This is a genomic window from Auritidibacter sp. NML120636 (assembly GCF_003185945.1).
GTDB classification, from domain to species: Bacteria; Actinomycetota; Actinomycetes; order Actinomycetales; family Micrococcaceae; genus Auritidibacter; species Auritidibacter ignavus.
Genome location: NZ_QHLO01000004.1, coordinates 46,460 through 68,935, shown reverse-complemented (window position 1 = coordinate 68,935; position 22,476 = coordinate 46,460). Strand labels below are relative to the sequence as shown.

Here is a 22,476-nt window from a genome sequence, read left to right as displayed (position 1 = left end):
CCCCGCACGTCGAGTGTTCAGGCTTCTTGCCTGGCGCGGGCTTTCTTCCGTTCCCGGCGTTTTTCACTCGCATCAACCCCGACAGTTCCAGCCAAGTCGCCGGTAATGTTATTCATGGTCCGCGCCATGTCGAGGATGGCGTCAATACCGGCAACGAGTGCTACTGGTGCCATGGACAGCCCTGCCGTATTAACGGCCATGGTCAACATGATGATCCCTGCTCCTGGAACACCGGCAGTGCCAATGGAAGCCAGGACACCGACCAAGATCACCGAGATGATTTCCGCAACAGACAGCGTCGTTCCCATAGCATCCGCAACAAAGACAACGGAAGCACCCACATAGATCGCGGTGCCGTCCATATTGATGGTGGCACCCAAAGGCAACGTGAGCGAATAGGTACTCTGTGGGATGCCGAGTTTTTCAGCAGCACGGCTAGAGACCGGAAGCGTCCCTGAGCTAGAACGGGTGACAAATCCGGTCAGCATGGGTTCTTTGGCGGCCTTGAAGAATTCGAGGGGCGAACGTCTCATCGCAAGAATGAAGACGGCATACACCACGAGCATGACCACGACCGCGCCATAAATGACCAGGATGAGCTGTCCCAGTGGCACCAACGCTGAGACACCGATGTCACCGATCGCCACGGCTATCAGTGCAAAAACACCAATGGGGGAATACTCCAGCACACCACGAATAATCAGGAACAAGATCTCTTGCCCGGTCACGCAGATCTTGCGAATCGTCAAGGCCCCGTCGCGGATGCTCTCGTTATGGCTATCGATCAAATAGGCCAGGGCAAAACCGACGATCAGCACGACAAACATAATGGCCAAGATGTCGCCCTCGGCCAGTGCCTGGAAGATGTTCTCCGGAAAAATATTGACAAATACGTCCGCTAAGGGTGGGGCTTCCTCACCTTCTTAGCGTTCTCCGGGGCTGACAGGCCGCTCCCCGGGTTCACGAGCAGAGCTAGTCCCAGTCCAATGGAAATAGCAAAGCAGGTCGACAGCAGATAGTAGATGAAGATTTTTCCGCCAATACGACCGAGCTTTTGCGGGGTCACCGACGTAATTCCCACGATGAGTGTGGCCACGATGAGGGGAATGACCAGCATGTTGAGCAGGCGGAGAAAGATTTCGCCGAACGGCTCTAAGACCGTTGCGTCTTCGCCCCAGATCAGGCCGACGATGAGTCCAGCAAGAAGGGCTATGGCCAGTTTCCAGATCAGTGGGAAATCTAGATACCGTCTCCACCACGATTTCTTTGTGGACATCATCGACTCCTTGAAAATTCAGCCCAGGGTGTGCGACTGTCAGACGCACTGTCTCAAGGCTTGTCTCCTCAAGATCAGTGTTCCCCGGTGCGTAACCGTCAACACCCCTCCTCGCCGTGGATCTCGCGAGGAGGGTCTGTATATATGTGCTTACAGGGATCGTACACAGCCGAACGGGTTGCGTGGCTCACAAGGCTAAACATGAACCAATGCTGGTCGATATACCTTCGTATATCTCCAGCTGAGGGTAGCGCTGGGGATAGGCAGAGCTAGCCGCGGGCTTTGCGGGTGAAGGCCGAGATGCCGGTGATATCCCGGCCGACGATCAGGGCCTGGATGGAGTCGGTGCCTTCGTAGGTGGAGACGACTTCCATATCGGTCAGGTGCCGGGCGACGTGGTGTTCCAGCAGTAACCCGTTGCCACCCATCATGTCGCGAGCTTCACGGCAGATCGCCAACGCGGTGCGCGCTGTGGTCATTTTGACCAGAGAGCCCATGGCCTGGGTGAGCTGGTCTTGTTCTTGGAGTTCGGCCATCCGGGTGGTGAGTAGCTGGATTTGGGTCAACTCGGCGAGCATGGTGGCCAGTTTTTCTTGCACCAGTTGGAAAGAGGCAATCGGGGAGCCGAATTGTTCGCGCTGCAGGGCGTATTGGGCGGCGAGTTCGAATCCGGCCATCGCGTGGCCGACAGCTTCCCAGCTGGCCCCTCCTCGAGTGGCGTTGAGCACGCGGGTGACGCCGGCGAAGGACTCGCAGTGCGCCAGTCGGTTCTCCTCGGGGACGACGACATTGTCGATGATGATATCGGCCTGCACGATGGCGCGTTTAGCCATCTTGCCCTCGATCGGGGTGGGCCGATATCCGGGTGGGAAGGTGCCGTCGGGCTGTTTTTCGACGACGAAGGCTTTGACCTCGCCGTCGGCGACATCCCGGGCGTAGACCACGGTGCGATCGGCAGCGTGGCCGTTACCGATCCAGCGTTTCTGGCCGTTGAGCACCCAGGTGTTCCCCTCACGGCGAGCCGAGGTTTCCAGGGCGACGGAGTCGGAGCCGTGGGCGGGTTCGGTCAGGGCGAAGGCACCGGTCTTTTTCAGCTGAGCCATGTCCGGCAGCCAGCGTTGGCGCTGTTCTTCTGAACCCAGCAGGTAGATCGAGCCCATCCCGAGATTGGAGTGCACGCCCAGGAAGGTGTTGATCGACCCGTCGATACGTCCGAATTCTCGGGCGACGATGCCGGCGCCGAGGCGGGAGAGCCCGGGGCAACCGTAGTCGGGGATGTAGGTGCCGACCACACCGAGTTCGGCCAACGGCTCCAGCACCGCGGTGGGTAGTTCGGCCCGCTCCCAGTGCTCGTTGATGACCGGCAGGATGTGTTCGTCCCCGAAGGCACGGATGCGGTCGCGTAAGTCGAGGAGCTCCGGGTTGAGGCTTGCGTCGAGCTGAAAGTAATCGGCGTGGTGGATCACGTCGTGTGGTGTTGCCATGGTTGGTCCTTGGTGGCTGCTCTGAGAGCAGAGCTAGTTGGTTTGGGCTAACAAGAGGTCGCGCAATGGTTCCGGGATCGGGGTGGGGCGGTTGGTTTCGGCGGAGAGCACCACCAGTACGGCTTCGGCGTAGACGCAGGGGTGGGGTTGGCTGAGTTCGTGGCCGAGGGTGAAGGAGGTGTTGCCGACCTTCGTGACCCACACGCGGGCGTCGACGGCGTGGCGATAGCCGGGGTCGTCGGGGAGATAGTGCACCGGGGCAACGTAGTCGATCGTGGTCGCCCGCACCAGCCGGTACGTGCCGGCGACATTGCCATCGGTGGAGTCGCCGGTCCAGGACTGATTGGCCAGCACCCGGGCCTCTTCGATCAGGGTCAGCAGCGTGGCGTTATTGACGTGATGGTTGAGGTCTTGGTCGGCCCAGCGTAGTTGCAACCGGGTGTGAAAGGCATTGGAGGGGGCGCGGGATTCTGCGGGCACGAGCGTTAGCTTTCTGTGTGGTGGTGCGGGTTTTTGGGTTCGGTGGTGCGGATAAACTCCAACGCCCAGTCGTGGGAATCGCCCAACTCGGGTGGCAGGTGTCGGTAGGAGATCGGGGAGCGGGAGAAACTCATCGGGTTGGCAATCACCGGCACGGCGCGCTCGGGGTTGTTCTCGTCTGTCATGGTCACGATGGGGTTTAGGCCAAGGTCTTCGGCCAGTTGCACGCCACCATCAATGCCCAGAATAGGCCCGCAGGGTAGGCCCACGTTGCCGAAGACATCCGCCCAGTTTTCGGCGGTATCGGTGGCCAAGGCCTCTTCGAGCAAGACGCGGAGTTCTTCCCGGTTGGCGTTGCGTTGGGACATGGTCTCAAAACGGGGGTCGGTTGCCAGGTCGGGGGTGCCCAACGCGGTGACCAGACGCGAGAATTGGGCGTCGTTGCCACAACAGATGATCAGCGGGCCGTCGCTGGCGTGGAAGGGCCCGTAGGGAAACAGGCTGGGGTGGTCATTGCCCATCCGGGTGGGCACGTTGCCGGCCGCGGCGTAGCCGCCGGACTGATTGGCCAATCCCGATAAGGCGGAGGAGAACAGGTTCAATGCCGCGTGTTGGCCGAGTCCGGAGCGGTCTTTTTCACGCAGCCCGGCCAAGATGGCCAGCGCAGCGTGCAGGCCGGTCATGATATCGAAGATGGCCACACCGGAGCGTTGGGGGTCACCATCGGGCTCACCGGTCAGCGACATCATCCCGGACATCGCCTGGACCAGCAGGTCATAGCCAGGCATGGTTGCCCCACCGGCAGTGCCGAAGCCGGTAATGGAGGCGTGCACCAGGTGGGGCCACCGCTGGGCGACCGTTTCGGGGTCGAGTCCGAATTTCTTCAGGCCGCCGGCCTTGAAGTTCTCGATGAACACATCGGACCGGTCCAGCAGATCGTAGGCGGTCTGTAAGTCCGTTGCCTCGGTCAAATCCAACACCATGGAGCGCTTATTGCGGTTGACGGAGAGGTAATAGGTGGAGATACCCTCGCGCATCGGGGGTTTCCAGGTGCGGGTCTCATCCCCGGAGGGCGCTTCGACCTTGATGACGGTAGCACCCAGGTCGGCTAGCAACATGGTGCAATAGGGGCCGGCCAGGACCCGAGAGAAGTCGGCGACCACCACCCCAGCCAATGGTCCTTCGGTGGGGGTACTGGAATCATGCGTTGCGGAGTGCTCAGACATCATCGGCGGTGTCCTCTACCTTGGGTCGTCGAAACAACAAATGTGGCTCAGTTCATATCTATAGCACGGAGGACTCCAACGGCGACCTATTTGACGACCAAGACCACATTGATGGTGATTGATAAGCGACGCACAATAATCAGCTATGGGTCGGGCTTGACGGCGGTCACGCGGTCATGCAAGGCAAGGTGCAGGACCGTTAATGTGAGCTAGTGACCTTGGAAGGGGGCTACCGTGGTTCACCGGGTCGTGCTGGAAACGGGACCTAGCAACGGTCATGTAGGTACTTGTGTCGAGATACCGGTTCAAGCATCATGAGGCCGAGCCTGATGCTGAGGCGGGCGTCCTGTTACAGCCGACATATTTAGTTGGGCTGAGATAAAGTTGAATCAAGAAGTGGAAGCTGACCTGTGGGAACTAAAAGAGGGAGTTCATGGCGACGACAAAGGCGCGATCAAAGCCTAAGAAAAGCTTGGAGCAGACTCTCTGGGAAGCGGCCGACAAATTACGGGGAAATCAAGAACCCAGTGAGTACAAGCATGTCGTCCTTGGCCTGGTGTTCCTGAAGTACGTATCAGACCGGTTTGAAGAGCGGCGCGAACAGCTGAAAGTTGAGCTTTCAGAGGAAGGTATTAAGCCGGAGCGAGCCGAGTCATTTCTCGAGGACCGCGACGAATACACCAGTAAGAACGTGTTCTGGGTGCCAGAGAAGGCTCGGTGGGACTCGATACAATCGGACGCAAAACAAGCCGACGTGGGGCAACGGATCGACCAGGCGATGGATCTCATCGAAAAAGAGAACCCCTCTCTTCGTGGCGTGCTACCCCGTAATTACGGCCGTGAAAGCTTAGACAAGCGGCGTCTGGGTGAGCTCCTGGATCTTATCGGCTCAATCGGATTCACTGAAGCAGACGACCACGGCGCGGATGACGTCCTCGGGCGAGTGTACGAATACTTCCTCGGGCAGTTTGCAGGTAAAGAAACCGGTAAGGACGCCGGGGCGTTCTACACCCCGCGTTCCGTAGTCAAGACACTGGTAGAGATGCTGGAGCCCTATAAGGGTCGTGTTTATGACCCCGCTGCCGGCTCAGGCGGCATGTTTGTCCAGTCCGCAGAGTTTGTGAAGGCACACGGTGGTAAACGTACTGACATCTCCGTGTATGGGCAGGAATTCACCGATACGACGTGGAAACTGGCGAAGATGAACCTCGCGCTCCGGGGTATCGAAGCGGACATGGGATCGCACTCGGCAGACTCATTCACCGAGGACCTTCACCAGGATCTCCGCGCGGACTATGTGATCGCGAATCCACCATTCAATGTTTCCGACTGGTGGGATGAGAAGCTGAAAGACGACCCACGGTGGAAGTTCGGAACCCCGCCCAAAGGTAATGCCAACTTCGCCTGGGTCCAACACTTCATCTATCACCTCGCGCCCAACGGCACCGCGGGCTTTGTCTTGGCAAATGGCGCTCTCAGCTCCAAAGAAGGGACCAACGGAGAGATCCGCCGCAACCTCGTCCGAACGGGTCTCGTCGACTGTATCGTCGCGATGCCCGATAAGTTGTTCTTCAACACAGGCATCCCGGTGTCGCTGTGGTTCGTGTCCAAAGGTCGGGACGGCAACGGGCATCGCGCACGTAGGGGCGAGGTGCTGTTTATCGACGCCCGGAAACTCGGGGATATGGAATCACGCAGCCTGCGCGTGCTGTCGGATGGTGACATCGCTCAGATCGCGGACACGTACCACGAGTGGCGCAACCACGACGGCAACTACGAGGACGTCCCCGGCTTCGCCAAGTCAGCCACGATCGACGAGATCGAGAAACACGACTTCGTGCTTACCCCAGGCCGATATGTCGGTAGCGAGGAGGCGGAAGTCGACGACGAGCCGATCGACGAGAAAATCGAGCGATTGACGAGCGAGCTGTTCGCCGAGTTTGAGCGCGGACGCGAGCTTGAAGGTGAGATCCGGCGACGGTTAGGCGGTCTTCAGTGAGCCGCGTGACTCTTGGCGAAGCGTTTGTTCTAAACCCGACAGTGAAACTGTCTAAGGGAACGCATGCTCCTTTTGTTGACATGGCGAGCCTTGTGCCCTTCACCAGAGACGTGTCCGCAGCACAGGAAAAGCCCTACGGCGGCGGAATGAAGTTTTGTGACGGTGATGTTCTGATGGCGCGGATCACTCCGTCCTTGGAGAATGGAAAAACGTCGGTTTATCGTGCGGCTGCTAACCAGCGAAATGCTCCGGCTTTCGGATCCACGGAGTTCATCGTGATTCGCGGAAAAGAGGGAATCTCCAGTACTAGCTTTGCCTACTACTTGTTTACCTCGCCTGAGATCCGAGACTATGCGATTGGTTCGATGAATGGGAGTTCCGGCAGACAAAGAGTTCAGTTCGATTCTTTAGCCTCATTCGAGATTGATCTTCCCGAACTGCAGGAGCAGCGCTCGATCGCGGCGACGCTTGGCGCACTCGACGACAAGATCGAGTCGAACCGGCGGGCGATCAACTTTCTAGGGGAGCTCTTTAATGCAGAGTTTTCTCGTACGCTGGAGTCCACAGAGACTATTTCCACTCGGCCGCTCGACGCTATTGCAACCATCACAAAGGGACGATCCTACAAAAGTGCCGAGCTGCAGGATTCACCAGTAGCGCTAGTGACACTGAAGAACATCGACCGTAATGGCGGGTACAAACATGATGGACTGAAACCTTACATCGGTCCCTACAAGCCCGAACAGATTGTATCCCCCGGCGAGATAGTTGTGGCGCAGACTGATCTCACGCAGGGAGCAGAGGTCGTAGGACGGGGCGTTCGCGTTCCTGCGAGCGGGAACCACGACATCCTGGTCGCTTCGCTAGACCTTTCCATCCTGCGCCCAAAGGACGGCATGCCGAATGAGTACCTGCTCGGGCTGTTGAGTAGCGAAGCGTTCCGCCAGCATTGCCGCAGTCGTGTGACAGGGACGACGGTTCTTCACCTAGCCAAAGATGCGATGCCGACTTGGTTGGCACCGGTCGTCTCTCCAGAGAAGCAAGAGGGTTTTGCGGCTACCGCGAGGGCGCTGCTCTCTCGCATGGATGCGTACACAACTGAAAACAACCGATTAACATCTACTCGCGACGCCCTCCTCCCCGAACTTCTCTCCGGCCGTATCCGTGTTCCTGTGGAAGGTGCTGATGTATGACCAGTTTTAACGAGAACACCGTCGAGCAAGCCGCTCTAGAGTATTTCGCCGATCTGGGATATCGGCGAGTTCATGGCGTTGATATCGCCCCCGACGGGCCTAACGCGGAACGTGACTCTTATGAAGACGTGACCTTATGGGGAAGGTTGCGTGAGGCGCTAGAACGGATCAACCCTGGCACCGATGCCGCGCTTATCGATGAGGCGGTCAAGACTGTCCAGCGGGCTGAGTCGCAGAGCCTGATCGATGAGAATGCACGCCTGCATCAGCTCATCATCGACGGCGTGGCCGTCGAGTATCGTAGCGACGACGGTCAGCTTCGAACCACCCGACTCGGCCTCGTAGATTTCGAGCAGCCTGAAAATAATGACTGGGCCGTGATCAACCAGTTCACGATCGTTGAGAACGGCAAGACGCGTCGGCCCGATGTTCTCGTGATGGTCAACGGTATGCCTCTGGCGTTGCTGGAGCTGAAGAACCCGGCCAATGAACAGGCGACCTTGAAATCCGCGTGGAACCAGATACAGACTTACCGCAACGACATTCCCTCCGTGTTCGTCCCCAATGCCGTTACCGTGATCTCAGACGGCACCTCAGCTGCGTTGAGTAGTTACTCGGGAGCATTTGAGCACTATGCCCCCTGGAAGACCATTGGGGGACGTGATGTCGTGACTGACCGTCCCTCTCTGGAAGTTCTCATTAGAGGAGTCTTCGAACCACACCGATTCCTTGATCTGCTGAAGAACTTCATCGTCTTTAGCGATGAGACCGTCACCGACAAGGCAACCGGACAGCCCACTCGGGCGCTGGTGAAACGTGTGGCGAAGTACCATCAGTATTGGGCAGTCAACACCGCTGTTGAGTCCACGGTGCAAGCCTCGAGCCCCGATGGCGACCGTCGCGGTGGCGTCGTATGGCATACCCAAGGTTCGGGCAAGAGCTTCGAGATGCTGTTTTATGCAGCGAAGATTATGCGCGACCCACGCATGGCAAACCCCACTCTGGTGTTCATTACCGACCGGAACGATCTAGACGATCAGCTCTACGGCGAAACCTTTGCGCCCGCAAGAATTTTGCCGGAGACGCCCGTGCAAGCGACAACGCGTTCCGACCTTCGGGATAAGCTCAAACGTGCCTCCGGTGGGATCATTTTCACCACTTTGCAAAAATTCGCACCCGGTGAAGACGGGGATAATAACTCCGTGCTGACTGATCGGCGGAATGTCGTGGTGGTTGCTGACGAGGCCCACCGCAGCCAGTACGGGTTCGGTCAGACGCTGGACCGCAGTGGCCGTCTCAAAGCGGGGCTGGCCAAACACATGCGTGATGCTCTACCCGGTGCGACATATCTAGGGTTTACCGGGACCCCCATCGAGTCAAATGACAAGTCCACGCGGGCGGTGTTTGGCGACTACATTGACGTGTACGATCTCACCAGGGCTGTCGAAGATGGTGCTACCGTCCGGATTTTCTACGAATCACGGCTGGCGAAGGTGACGCTATCGGAATCCGACCTTGACGCGCTTGATGAGCTTGCTGATGAGATTACAGAGGGTGTTGACGAAGATGAGGCAGAAGCCGCGAAATCGCGCTGGTCACGCTTGGAAGCAATTGTCGGCTCTGAGTCGAGACTAGACCTGATAGCCCACGATATCGTTGAGCACTGGGAGAAACGACGGGAAGCCTTATTCGGCAAGGGCATGATCGTCACGATGAGCCGTCGTATCGCGGTGAGACTTTACGAGAAAATCGTTGCGCTACGTCCTGACTGGCACTCGGACGATCCTGATCAAGGCAAGATTAAGGTCGTCATGACCGGATCGGCTTCTGATCCTGCTGAGTTCCAGCCCCATATCCATTCCAACGAGGTCCGCAAGGAGCTCAAGCTCCGGGCGAAGAATGCCGACGACCCGTTAGAGCTGGTCATTGTTCGTGACATGTGGCTGACCGGATTCGATGCGCCCGCCATGCACACCATGTACGTGGATAAAACCATGCGGGGCGCAGGGCTGATGCAAGCCATTGCTCGAGTGAATCGAACCTTCCGGGACAAGCCGGGTGGCCTCATCGTGGACTATATTGGTCTGTTCTCCAACCTGCAACAAGCCCTCAAAGAGTATTCACCATCGGATCAAGACCAGACAGGGGTTCCACTTGAGGCGATGGTGCGGGTGATGTTGGAGAAATACGATATTATTCGTGGAATTCTTCACGGTGTTGAATATAACTCCTCCCCCTCGCTATCGGCCTCCCAACGACTCAACGAGTATGCGAAAGTCCTGGACTTTGTCATGGCCGATGATGATCGAACCTCGCGATTCAACGATCAAGTACTCGCATTGGCAAAGGTCTTCGCCCTTGTTGGCGCGCACGAAGAAGCCACCAAAATCCGGGACGATGTCAGATTGTTCACCGACGTGAGGGCCGCGATCCTGAAAATCCAGAACCCAGATTCGGGTCTGGGCGGTTCCGGGTCGGTGGAAATAGACACAGCATTAGGACAGTTGCTCAATGAGGCTATTGCTTCTGACCAAGTCCTCGATGTTTATCAACTGGCTGGTGTAGAGACCCCTGAAATTTCCCTGCTGAGTGACGAGTTCTTGGACTCCCTCGCTGATCAGGACAGGCCCAATTTGCAGATTGGTCTGTTGCGACGGATTATCAACGACCAGCTTCGCACGATTAGACGGCGGAACGTCGTGCAAGGTCGGAAGTACTCCGAAATGCTCGATGCGGCCGTGAACCGGTATACAAACCAGTCACTTACCGCTGCGGATATTATTGCTGAGCTCGTCAAACTCGCTAAGGAAATGCGAGATTCAGATCAGAGGACAGAAAACCTCGGTCTGAGTGTCGCCGAAGTAGCCTTTTATGATGCTATTGCTCAGAACGATGCTGCCGTCCTACAAATGGGCGATGACACGTTGAAGCAAATCGCCATCGACCTCGTGCAGGCCGTTCGAAACAGCGTGGTCATCGACTGGGAGCATAAGGAGAGCGTGCGTGCCGCAATGCGGTCCAAAGTCCGACGTTTGCTGGCGAAGTACGATTACCCGCCAGATGCCGAAGCCAAGGCGATCGAACTTGTCCTAGAGCAGGCACAGGTACTTGCTAGCCAAGAAAACGCTGCTTAAAAGCGCTGTAAAACATCGGGCAATTTCCAAGGGTGGACGAGAGCACCCGACACGACAGTGCCCTTTTAGAGATGACTGGCCACTACTGCCTTGGGTGGACAGCTTCGTCGAGAACCAAGAGCCTTAGTACCCCGCGCATTGTGAGTTTTAAACATCAACAGCGTGATTCAAAACCGCCACCCGTCTTGGTCATTCTCAGTGCCGTCTTCACCGCCCTGGGTTCTGGCTCACCTTGGGATAGCGAGAACCGGACGATTTGCTATTGGTTGGAGTTTGATTTACCCGCCCGTGGTGTGCTTGTGCGAGGAGGAATACGAGCTAACATCTATGTGAGATAGATCACTTCATGGGGAGGGCTCGTTCGTGTCGCAGACGCTGTTCATTCATCACCGCATCTACACCTTGGCCGGCGTGACGCCGATTGACGGGGCGATCCTTGCTGCAGATGGGAAGATCCAATTTGTCGGTGCGCTGGACGACGCGCGAGGTCTTGCATCGGAGAGCTGTGTAGAAGTTCGGCTTCCTGGAGAAGCCGTTCTTCCCGGATTTCATGACGCACACATTCACACTGGCGATATGGCACGAGGGCTGGTGGCACCTCAGCTGGGTGGAGCCACAAATTACCAAGACGTGTTGAGACGGTTGTCCGAGTTTGCAACATTCCGGTCAGGTGAAACCTGGGTGCTTGGCGGACGTTGGGATTCTCATGAATGGCACTGCGGATCGGCTCCAGATAAGGCTGACCTCGATGCGATTTTTGGGGCGACACCTGTGGTGCTACAAAGCGTCGATGGACACGCCTCGTGGGCAAATTCTGCTGCCCTTGCGCAGGCGGGAATTCACCGCGAAAGCCCCGAAGTTGAGGGCGGTGAGATCGTTCGGGACGATACGGGTGACCCCACAGGATTATTGCGAGAAGCTGCACAAGATATACCTCGTCGGATGGCAGAGAGTTCGCTTGAACCGCAGCTTCCCGACCTGATCAGTGCCATTCAGGGTGAGCTGATTCGTCTTGGCATTACCCAGATCACAGATTTCGATGGAGAAGAAATCCGGAACGTGTATCAACAACTGGATGACGCCCGAAAGCTTCGTTTGCGGGTTAATAAAGCGGTACAAGCAGCTGATCTTGAGCTCGCGATAGCGCAGGGGCGTCGAACCGGTGCGGGCTCCGATTACCTGCGGACCGGTCCCGTAAAGTTCTTTTCCGACGGTGCGTTGGGGACCCACTCTGCTTTGGTCTCAGAACCGTATGCAGACTCTACCCCAGAGCAGCCGTGTAACTGTGGCATCGCGGTTACGAGTGTTGCGGACCTCGTCACTGGTGTCACGCGAGCGAATGCACACGGGCTGTCAACAGCGATTCACGCGATTGGCGACCAGGCCAACACCAACGTCTTAAAGATCTACGCCGGTGTGTTTCTGTCCACCCGTGCCAACCGGTTGGTCAACCGCATCGAACACGCCCAGCATCTCAGTCACACCGACGTCGCCCGTTTTGCCTCATACGGCGTGGTGGCCTCACAACAACCCACACATTGCACCACCGACTATCCACTGAACTCCAAACGTCTCGGTGACCGCCCGCTGGCTAGTTATGCCTGGAAGACTCTCCTTGACGCGGGGGCCCTGGTCGCATTCGGATCCGATGCTCCCGTTGAACCAGCGAATCCATGGTTTGCTATCCACGCCGCAGTTACCCGGCGCACCCGAGAACTGAATGCGCTGACAGATGGTAAGACCTCAGAAACGTTGACTGTTGCCCAAGCACTTCAGGCTCACACACAGTCGCCGGCAGACGCACTAGGACTTGGGGAGTTGAGCGGAACCCTTGCCCCGGGAAAGTATGCGGATTTCATTGCATGCGACCAAGACCCCTTTGAAGTAGAACCCACCGATCTCTGGAAAACACAGGTGCAGGCCACAGTGATTGGTGGGACGGTCCAATATGCTGCGCCAGATTCCGCAGACGTCGGATGAGAACATCATCCCGAAAGGTGAAAATACGCGTGAAGAACGTCAAAACATGGAGCCTTGTCACAGTGCTTGCTGGGTCGTTACTCGGCCTGAACGGTTGCGGAGCGGAAGCGCTGTGGCTCATTGATGAGGAAACCGATCCAGCAAAAATAGACCTCAGCGATTTCGAGACAACCCCGGTACCCGAGGAAGAGAAGGCCAAAGAAATCATCGAGAGGATAGAGCCTCAAGAAGAACTTCACGCCATGCTTCCTCCCGAATACCGCGCTGGGCTGAAATGGACAACGTCAGTCGGCTACCCGCCAATGGAACTGTGGGCGAGCAATAACGAAGACATTATCGGCGTCGATCCCGCAATGGCACGAGCAATGTCCGCGGCCCTTGGTGTTGAGATGACCTTGGAAGACCAGGAATTCAACGCCATGATTCCAGGGTTGATCTCCGGGCGCTACGACGTATTGGCCAGTTCGATGACCGACACGGAAGAGCGACGGGAGACGACGTCCTTCGTGAGCTATGTGAAGTCTGGCAACGCGTTCCTGGTGGAAAAAGGCAATCCGCTCAACGTCGAGGTGCCAGAGGATCTATGTGGCAAAAAAGTAGCACTGGTCGATGGCGGCTCTAGCGCTGCATTTGCTGAAGGTGTTTCAGCAGAATGCGAAAGCAATAACGAGGAACCGTATGAAATTTTGAGGTTCGAACAAGATCAGACTGCCAATCTAGCGCTGGAAAGCGGGCGAGCCGATGCCACGGTCACCGATCTGCCGGTTGCACTGTCTCACGCAAGTTCCGACAACAAAAATTTTGAAGCGGTCCCGATCGACGGCGACGAGGCCATCTGGGGTATTGGCATTGATAATGCGCAAACACAACTCGCCGAAGCCATACAGGCTGCCATGCAGTATCTGATGGATGAGGGCTACTACGAGGAGATTCTTGCCGCCTGGGACGTCGAGGTCATGGCGGTCGACGAGGCCACACTAAACGGGGGATGACCAAGAGAGGGAAAACCGTGGAGAGAAGAACCGAACCTTTTGTCTTAGCAGATGGAAGAACGATTCCCGTTGCACCGGTCAAACATGTCAAACGGTGGATCGTCGGCGCAATTGCCATTGCGGTGCTGATCTGGTTGCTGTCGATTCTCGTCTTCAACGAGCGGATTCGTTGGGATCGAGTGTGGGAATACCTGTTTTTCCCTAATATTCTCAGCGGAGTCGGCGTCACCATCTATATCAGCATCGTGGCAACGATTCTCGGGCTCGTGCTTGGTGTTTTCATCGCGATTATGAAGTTGTCGAATAACCCGGTACTCCGGTGGATCGCTGAAGGCTATATCTGGTTTTTTCGCGGCACTCCGGTGCTGGTGCAACTGATCTTCTGATTTAATCTGGCGTTTCTCCTGCCGTACTTGGTGCTCAAAATCCCCTTCACGAATCTCGGGTTTCGATGGGACACGAATGAGCTCATCTCGGGGTCCACCGCTGGAATCTTAGGACTGGGCCTGAATCTGTCAGCCTATTTCGCAGAGACAGTGCGAGCCGGAATTATGGCGGTCGACCGAGGGCAAACCGAAGCTGCGTTGGCCTCAGGAATGACGCGCGGACAAACCACCCGGTTAATTGTCTTGCCCCAGGCACTGCGCATCATCATTCCGCCGACAGGCAACGAGTTCATCTCGATGTTGAAGACCACCTCACTGATCGTGGTCGTGGCCGGTAATGACTTGATGACCAATGCCAGCCAAATCTACAAGCAAAACAACCTCATCATCGAGCTACTGATTGTGGCAAGTATTTGGTACATGGTGATGACCGCGATTGCCACGTACGGGCAGTCACTGCTGGAAAAACGGTTTGGTAAAGAACGCGTCCGTGCTATTCGTGGCACCACTTTCAGCCAGAAGGTTGTTGAAGCCACGACCGGTGCACTCAAAATCCCTCAGGGCTCGAGAAAGGGCTGACCCATGGCTAGCGACGCATCACTTGTTCACGCGCATGGAGTGCGCAAAGCATTCGGCAACCACGAAGTCCTCCGTGGTATAGATTTCAGCGTCAAGCCGGGAGAGGTCTCGGTCATCATCGGACCGAGCGGATCCGGTAAGTCGACGTTCTTACGGGCGATCAACGGCTTAGAGACGCTCGACCAAGGAAGCCTCGTCGTTGATGACCAGCAAGTTGGGTTCGACTTCCGTGATGGAAAGTACCACGAGTGGCCCGATAAGCGCTGGGCTGAGTTTCGAGCCGGAATCGGGATGGTTTTTCAGCGTTTTAATCTCTATGGCCATCTCACTGCGGTCGAAAACGTGACGATCGCGCTGGTCCATGTCAAGAAGATGAGCAGGTCCGAAGCAAAAGAGATCGCAGAACGAGAACTACACCACGTAGGTCTGGCGGAGCATCAACATAAACGTCCCCACCAGCTCTCAGGCGGTCAGCAACAGCGCGTTGCGATTGCCCGTGCCTTGGCGATGGAACCAAAGCTGATTCTCTTTGACGAACCCACCAGCGCATTGGATCCAGAACTGGTCGATGAAGTGCTGGAAACGATGAAAACTCTCGCGAAAGCGGGCATGACCATGATTGTGGTCACCCATGAAATCGGGTTCGCCCGAGAAGTGGCCGATACTATTTCCTTCTTTGATGATGGACAGATAGTGCTACGGGAAGCGCCGGAACAATTTTTCACCAGCGACAACACCCGGGTTCAGGGGTTTTTGGAGCGGGTGCGCTAAAGACAACGCGGTGGACCAGCCCTACTGCGCCAGTGGCGGGCGCTGGGCGTTATCGGTGGGTGGCTCAGCCGGGTCGTTACCCAGGCGCAGGATGTTGTTCTGCTCATCGACGTGCACCACGGTGGGTTCGTAGGTGCGGGCTTCTTCGTCGTCCATTTGCGCGTAGGCAATCAAGATGACGAGGTCCCCGGGGTGGACCAGGTGCGCGGCCGCCCCGTTGATGCCCAGGACCCGAGTGCCTCGCTGTCCGGCGATAGTGTAGGTCTCCAGGCGAGCGCCATTGGTGATATCGACAATCGAGACCAACTCACCGGGCAGAATTCCGGCAGCATCAAGCAGGTCCTGGTCGATGGTCACCGAACCAACGTAGTTCAGGTTGGCTTCAGTCACCGTGGCGCGATGGATTTTCGCGTGAAACATGGTACGGAGCATGGGTCCTAGTCTAGGGGGCTTGGGGACAGACCGTGACCTTCAGTGACCGAGCCAACGTCGATGGTCGCCACGTAGCCCGGAAGGGGAGCCTCACCACGGTGAGGGATAGCAGACTACAGCAGGGCTATATACCCATTTAGCCTTGCCTAGGATTGCTGGAAGCTCGACAGCGTCAGCGAGATACTTGAGCTATGAAAAAGATCGCGACTTTCATTCGGCAGTATCCCATTGTGGCCATTACCTTGGTGTTGCTTGTCGTCGTGCTCGCCTGCGAGTTCTCCGGTGCCACCACTGCGGCGCAGTGGATTGCCACCGGGTATGTCATTGTCATTATTGCCTTGACCGCCTTCGACATGATTCGCGATATTCTGCGTGGCCACTTTGGCCTCGACATCCTTGCGTTGGTGGCGATGATTGCCTCCATTGCGGTGGGCGAATATATCGCAGCGATGATTATCGTGCTCATGCTCTCGGGTGGTGAAGCGATTGAAGACTACGCCGCCCAACGAGCGACCAAAGACCTCGACGCGCTGTTGAAGATGGCGCCCAATACCGCGCACCGGTTGCGCAGCGATGACCCGCACGCCACCGCCGATGACATTGACGTCACCGAGGTCGCCGAGGGCGATCTATTACTGGTCAAGCCTGCCGAAGTAGTCCCCGTCGACGGTGAGCTGATCAGCGATTATGGCGACTTCGACGAGTCCTCCCTGACCGGTGAGAGTCTGCCGGTCCAATACGAACGCGGTCACGCGGTGATGTCGGGTTCCATCAACGGGCAACGGGCGGTGCGGATCCGTGCCACTGCAGACTCCAACTCCTCCCAGTATCAGAAGATTATTGCGCTGGTAGCAGAAGCCGAGCAAGCCAAAGCCCCCACCGTACGGGTGGCCGACCGGTTTGCGGTCCCGTTCACGCTCGTCTCGTTGGCCATCGCCGGTCTGGCCTGGTGGCTATCGGGCGACCCGGTCCGTTTCGCCGAAGTGCTGGTGCTGGCTACCCCATGCCCGTTGTTAATTGCTGCCCCGGTGGCATTCATGGGCGGGATGAGTTCCAGTACCCGCAACGGCATCATCGTCAAAGGTGGAGCCACCCTCGAGGCATTGGCGCGGGCGAATTCAGTGGCCTTCGATAAGACCGGTACCCTCTCCTACGGCCAGCCCGAACTGGTTGAGGTGATCCCCGCCGACGGGGTGGATGCCGACGAGTTGCTCACCTTGGCGGCCTCAGCTGAGCAGTACTCCTCCCACGTACTCGCCGAAGGCGTGATCTCTGCAGCTTATGAGCGTGGACTGAGGCTGACCACCACCGAGGATGCGAACGAAATTGCGACCAACGGTGTCACTGCGGTCATCGACGGTCGCCACGTGGTGGTGGGTAAGTTGGCTTTCGTTCAAGAGACCGACCCGGAGGCAACGCGTGTTCGGCTGGAGCCGGGACAAACCTCGGTGGCGGTGGCGATCGATGGCAGGTTTGCCGGTAGTTTATTGCTCGCTGACTCGCTGCGCGACAACTCCTCGACCACCGTCCGAGAGTTGCACGACCAAGGCATCGACACGATCGCGATGCTCACCGGTGATAATCAGGACACTGCCACCTCACTGGCTGAACAAGCTGGCATTGATACGGTCCACGCCGAACTGTTGCCCCACGACAAGGTGGAGATCATCAAGACTCTGCCCAGCCCGGTGATGATGGTCGGCGATGGCGTCAATGATGCCCCGGTGCTCACCGCCGCCGATGTCGGAATCGCCATGGGCGCTCGCGGAGCCACCGCCGCCAGCGAGTCCGCCGACGCGGTGATTGTCCGCGACGACATCAGCCGGGTGGGCTTGGCGGTGCGCATCGGTAAACGCACCTTCCGGATCGCGCTGGAAGCGATATGGATTGGCATCATCCTCTCGATCGGGCTGATGCTGGTGGCCGCCTTCGGCTACATCCCCGCTGTGTGGGGCGCGCTAACCCAAGAACTGGTCGACCTGGCCGCTATCCTCTACGCCCTGAGGGCACTGACCGGCGGGATCAAGGGCACGAACAAAAACCGGGGCGCGGACCGTCATGACGAGGCCCAGCCCTCCGACGTCACGGAAGTTTCGCGTAGCTGACGCGTGCTCCCGGGGCTCTGGGTCCACCTGGTTTTTCTTATTCGGTGGCGTGGCGACCCGTTTCATGGCGATGTAATTCTCCGGTGGCCAGGCGACCAACATGGCGAGTGAGTGACTCGAGCGGTCCACGTCCGGTGACCGCCATCCAGAGGGGGCAGACGATCAGGGCGCCGATGACCATGAACAAGGCGGTGAGGTCCTCTTCAGCTGGCCCGATCCAGTCTCCGAGGTTGATGTTGCCATAGACGATCAGCGTGACCACCGCATGGGCCGCATAGACAGTCAGGGGCATGGCTCCCATCGCCGATAACGGGTAGGTGACCCAACGTACCGGACCGCGACATATCAGCAGGCACGCTCCAAGGACCGTGGCACCCACGCCGAGGCCCAGCATGATTTCCAGGCTGCCACCGGTGTGTGGGCGGCTCGAGGTCAGACCTAATCTCAGCCATTCCACGGGGTCGACGGGTTCTTCTTCCGGAACAACGTCCTCTGGTTTCCATGACGAGGAATCTTCTGTGTCGTAGGGGTAGAAACTCCCGTCCTCGACGTAGCCGTACGAGTCTGTGCTGTCGTAGATGCTCCCGTAGGAAGAGTAGCTCTTTTCATCCAGGGAGGTTCCGGCGCCGTCTTCAGTTAGCGATGCCAGGAAAAAGCCCAGCGCGGCCACCACCAGACCGCCTAGAGCTAGCACCGTAGCCAGTCGGATACTCCGTAAATTGGAACGACCAATAGCCATCCCGGTCAGGGCCAGTGCGAGCCAGGCGGTGAGCGGGTAGGGGCTGAAGAAGAGAAATGCGAGTGCGCCGTCAAAGGCAGAGAGGGCATTAAGCATCTCCAACACGACCGGGCCGATGATGGCGAATCCGGATGCCCAGACCAGCAGCCAGCGACGACGCAACCGCATAAACGGCATCATGGCAATATAGAGCATTCCGAAAATCGGCAAGATGACCGAGATGGGAGTGCCCAACGCCTCGAGGGCAAGACCGATGCCGAAAATGATGGCCGCGCGCCCTAGCAAACGCAGACGCAAGAAAGGCAATGCCTCGATATCGGGACGCCGGGTGCCTCCGGTCATCATCGCCAGCGAGATCCCGGCCAGTAGCGCGAATAACAACGAGGAAAAGCCGTGCACAATTCCCGGCCAGGTCGACGGTTCGGAAATTTCGAGCTCAGGAATTAACGCCATATGGGCGAAAATCATGCCAATAATGGCCAGAGCCCGGGCCACGTCGAGGCCCGGAACGCGGGGCGGTGTTATCAGCGTGCGCGCTGAACGAAATGAAAGCACAGCATGTATTTATCTCATGCTCTTCTGGAGAGCAAATGCGACACACTGTTGAGACCTTGTTGCAATAGTGGTGGCCATCGTGTGCGAATCAGCGCGATGATCAACACAAAGACCCAGAACTCTTGTACTGGTGCCGAGAAAGCACCGAAAATGATGGCGACCTAGAGGATGGGCACCTTAGCCTCGTTGTTTAGTCAGGAACGTCAGCATCAGGTTGGCGAGGACTTCAGGTTGTTCAACATGGAGGAAGTGAGGGGTGTTACTGCCTTCGAGGAGATGGAATTCCGCGCCGGGGATGGCGTCGGCAACTTTCTTCGACTGCCACGGTGGAGTGAGGAGGTCCTGTTCTCCGACCACCACGAGGGTCGGTGTTTTGATCTGGGGCAATCGGTCGAGGGTGTCATGAGCCAAGTCGGCGTCCCACTGCTCGACGGTGGTTTGGATCTGCACCTCACTCTGCGGCAACCCGCGCAGAACGGGGGCGAGAAATTCCGTGAGATCGGGGCGGTCCAACGTTTCGGGAGAGAAGGCAAGACCGGTGGCTGTGGCGGCAACGTCTAAGTCACCTTTAACGTAGGGATACCGTAGGGAAGTAATCACTGCGGCTTGGAACCCGTCGCAGCGACCCCATGTGGAGTAGAGGATCAGGGACTTGACGTGGTCCGGATAGTTGATTGCGAGCTCTTGTGCGACAGCGGAGCCAAGGGACCAACCCAGAATGTGCGCTTGAGGAATCTGCAGTGCGTCCATCAGGGCCGCCACATCCTGAGCCATTGAGCGGACTGAAATAGCACCATCGCCACGGTCAGTCTCGCCGATCCCCCGGTTATCGAAAGTGATGACACGGTAATTCTGAGCAAATCGGTCTTCAAACTCGGCCCAGGTATCAATAGCTCCCGAGGTGCCCATGATCAGAATCAGAGGTTCGCCCGAGCCTTGCTCTTCGTAGTGAACATTGATGCCGGTCGAGATCTGCACGTGTGGCATGTGAGGCTTCTTTCTGGCGTCGAGTCGTTCTTATCTCTGTGACTGAGACTACCTGGGTTGCACGACCGGAGACCAGGCATACAGCAGACGTAGCGCCCTGTGCTTCTCGCGTTTCACGATAGCCTGGCAACTTCGACAGGACACTTCAGACAAAGATGCCTAGATACACTCTGCGGGGAGTGCATCTAGGCATCGGGAAGCGGTCGTGGGCTGTGAAACTAGGGTGATTCGTAGAAGACCGGAGCGTTGGGTCCTAGTGGCAAGTCGAGTCCCATCCAACCGATGGTCATCAACGTCCAGACGGCCCAGAATGCTAGCGAGTAGGGCAACATTACCGAGACCAATGAGCCGATGCCGATCTTCTTGTCGTAGCGTTGGGCCACCACGATGATCAGCGCAAAGTAGGTCATCAGCGGACTGAGGATGTTGGTGGCTGAATCCGAAACGCGGTAGGCGGCCTGGGTGAACTCCGGGGAGATGCCCAGCTGCATCATGATGGGCACCATGATGGGTGCCAGCATCGCCCATTTTGCGGAGGCCGAACCGATGAATAGGTTTACCAGGCCGGTGAACAGCATGAAGAGTAGCACCAGAGGAATTCCGGTGAGGTTGATCGAGTCTAGCGCTTCAGCGCAGAGGACCGAGAGAATCAGACCCAGGTTGGTTTGTTCAAAGTAGGCGATGAACTGGCCTGCGGTGAAAGACAAGACCAGGAACATGGCCATCCCGGAGATGTATTTGGAGATGTGGTTCACGGCATCGGTGTCGTTTTTCACCACATTGGTCACGATGCCGTAGACCAGGCCGGGAATGAAGAAGACAACGACGAGAATAATGGCCAGCGAGCTCATGAACGGCGACTGGATAACAGCACCGTCTTCACCACGCATCGGAGCATTCGGTGGAACAATGAGCAGAAGCAACAACCCAATGGTGATCACCAGCGAAATGCCGGCCCAGATCAGGCCCTTTTTCTGCAACGGGGTGACCTTCAGCTGTTCCTCGTCCTCGCCCTCGATGGCCCCTTCACCGGTCCATTTACCCAGCCGGGGTTCCACGATGAACTGGCTGACCAGTGTACCGACGATAGCCAAGATAAAAGTCGAAGCGATGATGAACCAGTAGTTCATCGCCAGGTTCATCTGGTCGGCGTAGGCAGGGTCGATGGTGGCGGCGGCTTCAATGGTGAGCTCGCCGAGCACCACGTCTGTTCCGGAAAGCAGAAGGTTAGCACTGAACCCTGCCGAAACGCCGGCGAAGGCGGCAGCAATACCGGCCAGCGGGTGTCGTCCAAGGGCGACGAACAAGATGGCTGCCAGTGGAGGTAACACCACGTAGCCGGCGTCGGAGGCTACCGAGGACATTACACCGGCAAAGACAATGGCGAAGGTGACCAGCGTGCGGGGGATAGAGAGGATAAAACCACGTAGTGCGGTACCGATCAGTCCGGTGGATTCGGCCATACCGATACCGATCATGGTAGCGAGCACCACGCCGAGTGGGGCGAAGTTGATGAAGTTATCGACCGCTGAGGAGAAGATCCACTCAACACCTTCGGCGGAAAGCAGGTTGAACACTTCCACCGTTTCGCCTTCAACTGGATCTTCGACACTCAGCCTGGCCTGGGAGAGAACCCATGACAGCAGGATGACCAGCAGGGCCAAAATCCCGAAGAGAGTGACGGGGTGCGGAAGCTTATTGCCACCCCACTCGATGACGTCCAAGAAGCGTTGGAAAAAGCCCTTCCGCTTTCCACTTTCCAAGGTTTTTGACGGGGCATCATCATCGGTGACGGTGTTGTCGGTCGTTGCTGCTCCCGAGTCGTTGTGGTGGATGCTCATAGGGGTCCTCTAGTAACGGTTATGTGATGAGATAGCCAGCGAGCTGGTGGTGTAGCATGCCGGAATGGTCTTATTTTTCCTGTGAGGAGACATAAGACCTTTGAGGTGAGGTAAATCATAGCTAAAGTTTTGGGGTGATTTCAAAAACGTCACTCTTAAAATCGGTGTAGTTAGCCATCCGCAGGGCCTCTTCTTCACCGTCGACCTTGAGAATGCCAATAGCGTCTTCGAAGATCCGGCGGGTAGCGATGCCCATGCCTGGGTGGAGAAATCCGACCTACACCCCGAACGCGAGGCAGCTCCCGTTACTACAGCGG

19 protein-coding genes are annotated in these 22,476 nt (G+C 57.3%); 9 read left to right on the top strand and 10 right to left on the bottom strand.

The features are described from left to right. Positions 1-17: 17 nt before the first annotated feature. The 5 genes from DCC25_RS04910 to DCC25_RS04895 form a co-directional block, all read right to left on the bottom strand. On the bottom strand, positions 18-854 hold the full coding sequence (locus tag DCC25_RS04910) for a dicarboxylate/amino acid:cation symporter (protein ID WP_255410758.1): 837 nt from the start codon (positions 852-854) through the stop codon (positions 18-20). A gap of 44 nt (positions 855-898) precedes the next feature. Further along, positions 899-1,279 carry a dicarboxylate/amino acid:cation symporter gene (locus DCC25_RS11755; RefSeq protein ID WP_255410755.1) on the bottom strand — a complete coding sequence of 127 codons (381 nt, stop codon included), beginning with the start codon at positions 1,277-1,279 and terminating at the stop codon, positions 899-901. A 266-nt stretch (positions 1,280-1,545) separates the two neighbouring features. Next, positions 1,546-2,760: an acyl-CoA dehydrogenase family protein gene (locus tag DCC25_RS04905; protein ID WP_110100816.1), complete on the bottom strand. Its 1,215-nt coding sequence runs from the start codon at positions 2,758-2,760 to the stop codon at positions 1,546-1,548. Between the two features lie 33 nt (positions 2,761-2,793). After that, positions 2,794-3,240 (bottom strand): thioesterase family protein, encoded by a 447-nt coding sequence (locus DCC25_RS04900; protein ID WP_110100815.1) that lies wholly within the window; start codon positions 3,238-3,240, stop codon positions 2,794-2,796. Between the two features lie 5 nt (positions 3,241-3,245). Beyond that, entirely contained in the window at positions 3,246-4,469 is a 1,224-nt protein-coding gene (locus tag DCC25_RS04895) for a CaiB/BaiF CoA-transferase family protein (RefSeq protein ID WP_233242943.1), read from the bottom strand. A 430-nt stretch (positions 4,470-4,899) separates the two neighbouring features. On the opposite strand from DCC25_RS04895, the gene DCC25_RS04890 reads away from it, so the two are divergent. The 8 genes from DCC25_RS04890 (at position 4,900) to DCC25_RS04860 (ending at position 15,500) form a co-directional block, all read left to right on the top strand. After that, positions 4,900-6,465, top strand: coding sequence for a class I SAM-dependent DNA methyltransferase (locus DCC25_RS04890; protein ID WP_110100814.1), 1,566 nt, complete (start codon positions 4,900-4,902; stop codon positions 6,463-6,465). Continuing rightward, a complete protein-coding gene (locus DCC25_RS04885) occupies positions 6,462-7,658 on the top strand; it encodes a restriction endonuclease subunit S (RefSeq protein WP_110123300.1) in 1,197 nt (398 codons plus the stop codon). The genes DCC25_RS04890 and DCC25_RS04885 overlap by 4 nt, the downstream gene beginning before the upstream one ends. Further along, positions 7,655-10,792, top strand: coding sequence for a type I restriction endonuclease subunit R (locus DCC25_RS04880; RefSeq protein ID WP_110100812.1), 3,138 nt, complete (start codon positions 7,655-7,657; stop codon positions 10,790-10,792). The genes DCC25_RS04885 and DCC25_RS04880 overlap by 4 nt, the downstream gene beginning before the upstream one ends. A 363-nt stretch (positions 10,793-11,155) precedes the next feature. Continuing rightward, entirely contained in the window at positions 11,156-12,772 is a 1,617-nt protein-coding gene (locus DCC25_RS04875) for an amidohydrolase (RefSeq protein ID WP_110100811.1), read from the top strand. Between the two features lie 29 nt (positions 12,773-12,801). Next, positions 12,802-13,764, top strand: coding sequence for an ABC transporter substrate-binding protein (locus tag DCC25_RS04870; protein ID WP_233487908.1), 963 nt, complete (start codon positions 12,802-12,804; stop codon positions 13,762-13,764). A gap of 17 nt (positions 13,765-13,781) precedes the next feature. Continuing rightward, positions 13,782-14,150 carry an ABC transporter permease subunit gene (locus DCC25_RS11415; protein ID WP_199445873.1) on the top strand — a complete coding sequence of 123 codons (369 nt, stop codon included), beginning with the start codon at positions 13,782-13,784 and terminating at the stop codon, positions 14,148-14,150. A 6-nt stretch (positions 14,151-14,156) separates the two neighbouring features. After that, positions 14,157-14,729, top strand: a complete 573-nt coding sequence (locus DCC25_RS11410; protein WP_370443907.1) for an amino acid ABC transporter permease — start codon at positions 14,157-14,159, stop codon at positions 14,727-14,729. Between the two features lie 3 nt (positions 14,730-14,732). Beyond that, positions 14,733-15,500, top strand: a complete 768-nt coding sequence (locus tag DCC25_RS04860; RefSeq protein ID WP_110100809.1) for an amino acid ABC transporter ATP-binding protein — start codon at positions 14,733-14,735, stop codon at positions 15,498-15,500. 21 nt (positions 15,501-15,521) lie between these two features. Here DCC25_RS04860 and panD read toward each other — a convergent pair whose 3' ends face one another. Next, positions 15,522-15,932, bottom strand: a complete 411-nt coding sequence (gene panD, locus DCC25_RS04855; protein ID WP_110098997.1) for an aspartate 1-decarboxylase — start codon at positions 15,930-15,932, stop codon at positions 15,522-15,524. A gap of 191 nt (positions 15,933-16,123) precedes the next feature. Between panD and DCC25_RS04850 the strand changes: the two genes are divergently transcribed. Further along, positions 16,124-18,037 carry a heavy metal translocating P-type ATPase gene (locus tag DCC25_RS04850; protein ID WP_110100808.1) on the top strand — a complete coding sequence of 638 codons (1,914 nt, stop codon included), beginning with the start codon at positions 16,124-16,126 and terminating at the stop codon, positions 18,035-18,037. Positions 18,038-18,074: 37 nt separating this feature from the next. On the opposite strand, the gene DCC25_RS04845 is transcribed toward DCC25_RS04850, so the two are convergent. From DCC25_RS04845 to DCC25_RS11750, 4 genes are all read right to left on the bottom strand, one after another. Beyond that, complete coding sequence (locus tag DCC25_RS04845) at positions 18,075-19,331, bottom strand: DUF418 domain-containing protein (protein WP_146206412.1); 1,257 nt, start codon at positions 19,329-19,331, stop codon at positions 18,075-18,077. 177 nt (positions 19,332-19,508) lie between these two features. Further along, positions 19,509-20,318 carry an alpha/beta fold hydrolase gene (locus DCC25_RS04840; protein ID WP_110100806.1) on the bottom strand — a complete coding sequence of 270 codons (810 nt, stop codon included), beginning with the start codon at positions 20,316-20,318 and terminating at the stop codon, positions 19,509-19,511. 218 nt (positions 20,319-20,536) lie between these two features. Further along, positions 20,537-22,159 carry an AbgT family transporter gene (locus tag DCC25_RS04835; RefSeq protein WP_110100805.1) on the bottom strand — a complete coding sequence of 541 codons (1,623 nt, stop codon included), beginning with the start codon at positions 22,157-22,159 and terminating at the stop codon, positions 20,537-20,539. Positions 22,160-22,280: 121 nt separating this feature from the next. Then, positions 22,281-22,415 carry a hypothetical protein gene (locus DCC25_RS11750; RefSeq protein ID WP_255410754.1) on the bottom strand — a complete coding sequence of 45 codons (135 nt, stop codon included), beginning with the start codon at positions 22,413-22,415 and terminating at the stop codon, positions 22,281-22,283. Positions 22,416-22,476: the final 61 nt, after the last annotated feature.